The sequence below is a fragment of the Elioraea sp. Yellowstone genome (genome assembly GCF_006704265.1).
Taxonomy (GTDB): domain Bacteria; phylum Pseudomonadota; class Alphaproteobacteria; order Acetobacterales; family Acetobacteraceae; genus Elioraea.
Window position 1 is genome coordinate 1 of record NZ_VIKA01000163.1, and the last position, 6,600, is coordinate 6,600.

Consider the following 6,600-nt stretch of genomic DNA (forward strand, 5'->3'; position numbering starts at 1 on the left):
ACGTGGCCGTGGCCGAGGCCGAGCGCGATGCCGCGCGCGCCGCAGTCGCCGAGGCGCGGGCGGCGCGCGACCTCGCCGTCCTGGTCGCGCCGATCGACGGCACCGTGCTCGCGATCCATGCGCGCGCGGGCGAACGCGTGGGCGAGCAGGGGGTTCTCGAGCTCGCCGATCTCGGCGCGCTCGACGTCGTCGCCGAGGTCTACGAGACCGACCTGCCGCGCGTGCGCGAGGGCGCAGCCGCGGAGGTGATCGTGCCCGGCGATCCGCGGACCTACGGCGCGACGGTGGTCTCGCGCGGCTGGCTGGTCGGGCGGCAGGAGGTGGTCGGCACCGATCCGGTGGCGCGCGTCGATGCGCGCGTCGTGGAGGTGCGGCTCCGGCTCGACGAGACCGGCGCCGAGGCGCTGCGGCGGCGCACCCGCATGCAGGTCCAGGTGCGGATCCGGCCGTGAGCGGGGCGGCGCCGCGCGCGGCAGCGATCCTGCCCGCCCTCCTCGCCGCGCGCCTGGCCTGGCGCCAGCTCCGCCACGAGCCCGCGCGCCTCGCCGCCGCCGTCTCCGGCGTCGTCTTCGCCTGCCTGCTGATCTTCATGCAGCTCGGCTTCCTCACCGCGCTGTTCGACAGCGCGGTGACCGTGCAGGCCGCGCTGAACGCCGATCTCTTCCTGCTCAACCGCACCACCGAGGCGCTCTGGCGCTCCGCCCCCTTCCCGCGCGCGCGGCTCGCCCAGGCGCTCGCCCTGCCCGAGGTCGAGCGCGTGATCCCGCTCCATGTCGGCAACGCCGTCTGGCGCAACCCGATCGACGGGCAGAAGCGCACGCTCCTGCTGTTCGGCGTCGATCCGTCGGCCGGGCTGCTCGGCTTCCCGGGACTCGCCGCCGCCGAGATGGCCGAGCTCGCGCGCGGCGACGTGATCCTGTTCGACGAACGCGCCAAGCCGCAGTTCGGCCCAGTGCCGGCGCTGCTCGCCGAGCGCGGCGCGGTCGCCGCCGAGCTCGGCGATCGCCGGGTCGAGGTCGCCGGGCTGTTCGCGCTCGGCCCCACCTTCGGCACCGAGGGCCACGCGGTCGCGAGCGAGCCGACCTTCTGGCGCATCCTGCCCAACCGCGGGCCGGGCCAGGTCGATGTCGGCGCGATCCGCCTGCGCCCCGGCGCGGATGCGGAGGCGGCCGCGCGCGCGCTGCGCGCCCTGCTGCCCGCGGACGTGATGGTGCTCACCAAGGCCGGGCTGATCGCCTTCGAGAAGGACTACTGGGCGAACACCGCGCCGATCGGCTTCGTCTTCGGCCTCGGCGTGGCGATCGGCATGCTGGTCGGCTGCGTGATCGTCTACCAGATCCTGTTCAGCGACATCGCGCGCCACATCGGCGAGTACGCGACCCTGAAGGCGATGGGCTACGCCAACGGCTACCTCGTCCGCGTGGTGATGGGCGAGGCGCTGATCCTCGCCGTGCTCGGCTACATCCCCGGCTGGCTGCTCGGGCTCGGCCTCTACCGCGTCGCCAGCGCCCGGATCTTCATCCCGCTGACCATGGATCTCGACAAGAGCGTGCTGGTGTTCGCGCTGATCTTCGTCATGTGCGTGGTCTCCGGCCTGGTCGCGATCCGCAAGCTGCGCGACGCCGATCCGGCGGACATGTTCTGATGCGCGCCGTCGAGACGCGCGGGCTGGCGCATCGCTTCGGCGACGGCGAGGCCGCCAGGACCGTGCTGCACGGGCTCGACCTCGCCGTGGACGCGGGCGAGGTGGTGCTGCTGACGGGGCCGTCGGGATCGGGCAAGACCACGCTGCTCACGCTGATCGGCGGGCTGCGCGCGGTCCAGGAGGGGTCGTGCCGCGTGCTCGGCACCGAACTCGCGGGGGCCGACGAGGCGCGGCGCGTCGCGCTCCGGCGGCGGATCGGCTTCATCTTCCAGCACCACAACCTGCTCGGCTTCCTCACCGCCGAACAGAACGTCGCGATGGCGCTGGAGATCACGCCGGTCATGCCTGAGCCGGAACGGCTCGCGCGCGCCCGCGCGATGCTGGCGGCGGTGGGGATCGGCGAGAAGGCCGGGGCCTATCCCGCGACGCTCTCGGGCGGGCAGCGCCAGCGCGTGGCGATCGCGCGCGCGCTCGTGCACGCGCCGGGCCTGATCCTGGCCGACGAGCCGACCGCGGCGCTCGACGGCCGGACCGGGCACGAGACCATGACGCTGCTGCAGCGCCTGGCCAAGGAGCAGGGCCGCACGGTGTTCATCGTCACACACGATCCGCGCATCCACGACATCGCCGACCGCATCGTCGCCATGGAGGACGGCCGCATCATCGACGGCACGCGCGCGTGAGCGGCGGGCGATCCGCCGCGCGCTCGCCTTGACCTGCGTCAGTGCCGCCGGCATCACGGGACGGGCAGACGATCGGGATGACGGACGCGATGCCACACGCCGATGCCGCGCCGCGCTGGCACGCCCTCCCGGCCGAGGAGGTCTGCGCGCGGCTCGGCACGCCTCCGCACGGGCTCGACCAGGCGGAGGCCGCCGCACGGCTCGCCCGGCACGGGCCGAACCGCCTGCCCGAGCCCGCGCGCATCGGGCCGCTGCGCCGCTTCCTCGCGCAGTTCCAGAACGTGCTGATCCAGGTGCTGCTCGCCGCCGCGGCGATCACCGCGCTGCTCGGCCACTGGGTCGACACCGCCGTGATCGTCGCCGTCGTGCTGATCAACGCGCTCGTCGGCTTCGTGCAGGAAGGCAAGGCGGAGGCGGCGCTCGAGGCGGTGCGGCGCATGCTCTCGCCGCGCGCCACCGTGATCCGCGACGGCCACCGCCACGGCATCGACGCCGAAGCGGTGGTGCCGGGCGACCTCGTCGTGCTCGAGCCGGGCGACCGCGTGCCGGCCGATCTGCGCATCCTCGCCGCGCGCGGGCTCGCGATCCAGGAGGCGATCCTGACCGGCGAGAGCCTGCCCGTCGCCAAGTCGCCCGCGCCGGTCGATCCGCTCGCCCCGCTCGGCGACCGCAGCTCGCTCGCCTTCTCCGGCACCGTGGTCGCCGCGGGCCACGGGCGCGGCGTCGTGGTCGCCACCGGCGGCGCGACCGAGATCGGCCGCATCTCGGGCATGCTCGCCGCGGTCGAGACGCTGCAGACGCCGCTCCTGCGCGCGATCGCCGCCTTCGGGCGCACGCTCAGCGTGGCGATCCTGCTGCTCGCCGCGGCGACCTTCGCGGTCGGGTCGCTCTGGCGCGGCCTGCCGGCCGACGAGATGTTCCTCGCCGCGGTCGGCATCGCGGTGGCCGCCATCCCCGAGGGCCTGCCCGCGATCATCACCATCATCCTGGCGCTCGGCGTGCGGCGCATGGCGGGCTGCAATGCGATCGTGCGGCGGCTGCCGGCGGTGGAGGCGCTCGGCAGCGTCGATGTCATCTGCACCGACAAGACCGGCACGCTGACGCGCAACGAGCTCTCGGTGCGCGCGCTCGCCCTGCCCGACGGCGAGGCGGAGATCGGCGGCGTCGGCTACGTGCCGGAGGGCGACATCACGCGCGAGGGACGGACGATCTCCGCCGAGGACGATGCCGCGCTCGCCGCCATGCTGCGCGCCGCGGTGCTGTGCAACGACGCGCGGCTGCATCGCGACCGGGGCGAATGGACGATCGAGGGCGATCCGACCGACGGCGCCTTCCTGGTCCTGGCCGAGAAGGCCGGCCTCGATGCCTCGGCGATCCAGCGCCGCTGGAGCCGCACCGACGCGATCCCGTTCGAGTCCGACCACAAGTTCATGGCGACGCTGCACCACGATCACGAGGGCCACGGGCTGATCGCGGTGAAGGGCGCGCCGGAGGTGCTGATCGCGCGCTGCGCGGAGGTCGACGCGGCGTGGCAGACACGGCTCGAGGCGCTCGCCGAGCGCGGCTACCGCCTGATCGCGGTCGCCGCGCGCCCGACCGCGCACGACCATCTCACGCTCGCCTTCGACGACATCCGCGACCTCGAGCTTCTGGGCGTGGCTGCCCTGATCGATGCCGCCCGCGAGGAGGCGATCGCGGCGGTCGCGGAATGCCGCCGCGCCGGCATCGCCGTGACGATGATCACCGGCGACCATGCCGGCACGGCGACCGCGATCGCGCGCGAGGTCGGGATCGAGGTCGCGGGCGGCGCGCTCACCGGGGCGGAGCTCGACGCCATGGACGACCGCGCGCTCGCCCGCGCGGCCGAGCGCGTGCGCGTCTTCGCGCGCACCTCGCCCGGGCACAAGCTCAGGCTGGTGCAGGCCCTGCAGGCGCGCCGCCACGTGGTGGCGATGACGGGCGACGGCGTGAACGACGCGCCGGCGCTGAAGCGCGCCGATATCGGCGTGGCGATGGGCAGGAGCGGCACCGAGGCGGCGAAGGAGGCGGCCGGGATCGTGCTCGCCGACGACAACTTCGCCACCATCGCCGCGGCGGTGCGCGAGGGCCGCACGATCTACGACAATCTCCAGAAGACGCTGCTGTTCATCCTGCCGACCAATGGCGGCCAGGCGATGACCGTGGTCGCGGCGGTCATACTCGGGCTCGCCGTGCTGCCGATCACGCCGGTGCAGATCCTCTGGGTGAACCTGGTGGTGGCGGTGACGCTCGCGCTCGCGCTCGCCTTCGAGCCGGCCGAGCCCGATGTGATGACGCGCCCGCCGCGCATGCCCGACGAGCCGATCCTCTCGGTGCTGCTGGTCTGGCGGGTCGCCCTGGTCTCCGCCCTGCTCGCCGCGGCCTCGATCGGCGCCTTCCTGGCGGAGCACGGCGCCGGCGAGCCGGTCGAGACCGCGCGCGGCGCGGCGGTGACGGCGCTGATCGCCGGCCAGGCGGCCTATCTGTTCAACGCGCGCTTCTTCCGCCGCTCCAGCCTCTCGCGCGACGGCGTGACCGGCAACCGCGCGGTGCTGGTGGCGATCGCGCTGATCGTCCTTCTCCAGGGGCTGTTCCTGTACGCGCCGCCGATGCAGACGCTGTTCACCGTCGCCCCGCCCGACCTCTCGGGCTGGCTGCTGGCACTCGCCGCCGCGGTTGTGGTGTTCGGCGTGGTCGAGATCGAGAAGGCGCTGATGCGGCGCGCGCCGCCCAGAACGGTTTCCACATGAGTGGAAACCGCTCCGGTCATTCCCTGCGAGGATCGTCACGCACACGGCTCAGTCCAGCCGTGTGCGATCTGCTCTACGCCGTCCGGCCGCCGTCCACCGGAAGCAGGATCCCCGTGATGAAGCTGGAGGCCGGATCGGCCAGCCACACCGCGGCATTGGCGATGTCGGAAGGCTGGCTCATCCGCCCGATGGGGATGGTGGCGATGAACCTCGCACGGTTCTCGGGCGTGTCCTCCGTGCCCATGAACTCGGTCAGCAGCGCGGTGGCGCCCATCACCGGGCAGATCGCGTTGACGCGGATGTTGTCCTTGGCGAGCTCCTGCGCCATCGACTGCGTGATGACGTTCACGGCCCCCTTGGTGCCGTTGTACCAGGTGAGGCCCGGGCGCGGGCGGATGCCGGCGGTGGAGGAGATGTTGATGATCGAGCCGCCCCTGCCCTGGCGCCGCAGCACCGGCAGGCAGGCCTGCGTCATCCAGTAGATCGACTTCACGTTGACCGCGTAGACGCGGTCGAACTCGGCCTCGGTGACCTCGAGGATCGGCTTGTTCCGGTGCGTCGTGCCGGCGTTGTTCACCACGATGTCGAGGCTGCCGAAGGCGTCGAGCGCGCGGTCCACCATCGCTTGGCAGTCGGGCCCCTTGGAGACGTCGCCGCCGATCGCGACCGCACGATTGCCGAGCTCGCCCGCGACGCGCCGCGCGCCCTCGAGGTTGAGGTCGGCGACCACCACCTTGCAGCCCTCGGCGGCATAGGCGCGCGCGATCCCCTCGCCGAAGCCCGAGGCCGCCCCCGTCACCACCGCCACCTTGCCCTCGAGCCGCATCGCGCCGTCTCCTCCGTCCGTTGCGGTGCGGACGCTAGGGCTGGTGCGGCCCACCCGCAAGCGGGGTCACGCGCGGTAGAACGCGGCCGCGGTGTCGTGCAGGACCGCGCGGGCGAGCGCGGGGCCGAGCACATGTTCGATCAGCGCGATGTCGGCATCGGCGAAGGGGCGGTCCGCGCGGGTCGACGGCAGGTCGGTCCCGGCCATCAGCGCATCGGGCGCCGCCTTCGCGATGGCCTCCAGCGCGGCCGCCGGGTCGAGCCGGACGCGGCCGAACCCGGTCGCCTTCACCTTGGCCCCCGCGCGGGCGAGGTCGCAGGTCACGGGCAGCCCGGCCTCTGTCAGGCCGAGATGGTCGATGACGATCCGCAACCGTGCCAGCGCCTCGACATGCGGCGCGAGACCGGCCGCATCCGTGTAGATCTCGGCATGCAGGCCGTGCGCGGCGGCGCGGCGCGCGTGATCGAGCATCGTCCCGATCGTCCAGGCGGGATCGCGGTAGAGATTGAAGCGCAGGCCGCGCACGCCGGACGCCGCCAGGGCGGCGAGCGCCGCATCGTCGCGCGCCGGATCGGCCGCGGCGACGACGACGAAGCGCGGGCCGAGCGCGCTCTCGACCGCGGCGGCCAGCACGCGTGCCATCTGGTCGGTCGAGCCGCCGGCCGCCCAGGGCACGAT

At 73.7% G+C, this 6,600-nt stretch carries 6 protein-coding genes; 4 read left to right on the plus strand and 2 right to left on the minus strand.

All coding sequences use genetic code 11. The features are described 5' to 3' along the window. The 4 genes from FK498_RS16225 to FK498_RS16240 all read left to right on the plus strand — a co-directional run. Positions 1–452: efflux RND transporter periplasmic adaptor subunit (locus FK498_RS16225; protein WP_202614882.1), on the plus strand; the 452-nt coding region annotated here is incomplete at its 5' end. After that, positions 449–1,645: an ABC transporter permease DevC gene (devC, locus tag FK498_RS16230; RefSeq protein WP_202614883.1), complete on the plus strand. Its 1,197-nt coding sequence runs from the start codon at positions 449–451 to the stop codon at positions 1,643–1,645. The genes FK498_RS16225 and devC, both read left to right, overlap by 4 nt. Beyond that, positions 1,645–2,328, plus strand: a complete 684-nt coding sequence (locus FK498_RS16235) for an ATP-binding cassette domain-containing protein (RefSeq protein ID WP_141856366.1) — start codon at positions 1,645–1,647, stop codon at positions 2,326–2,328. The genes devC and FK498_RS16235 overlap by 1 nt, the downstream gene beginning before the upstream one ends. Positions 2,329–2,417: 89 nt before the next feature. Continuing rightward, positions 2,418–5,096 (plus strand): HAD-IC family P-type ATPase, encoded by a 2,679-nt coding sequence (locus FK498_RS16240; RefSeq protein ID WP_141856368.1) that lies wholly within the window; start codon positions 2,418–2,420, stop codon positions 5,094–5,096. 73 nt (positions 5,097–5,169) lie between these two features. On the opposite strand, the gene FK498_RS16245 is transcribed toward FK498_RS16240, so the two are convergent. Continuing rightward, positions 5,170–5,922, minus strand: coding sequence for an SDR family oxidoreductase (locus FK498_RS16245; RefSeq protein ID WP_141856370.1), 753 nt, complete (start codon positions 5,920–5,922; stop codon positions 5,170–5,172). Positions 5,923–5,988: 66 nt separating this feature from the next. Continuing rightward, the coding region (locus tag FK498_RS16250; protein ID WP_141856372.1) for an amidohydrolase at positions 5,989–6,600 on the minus strand (612 nt) is incomplete at its 5' end.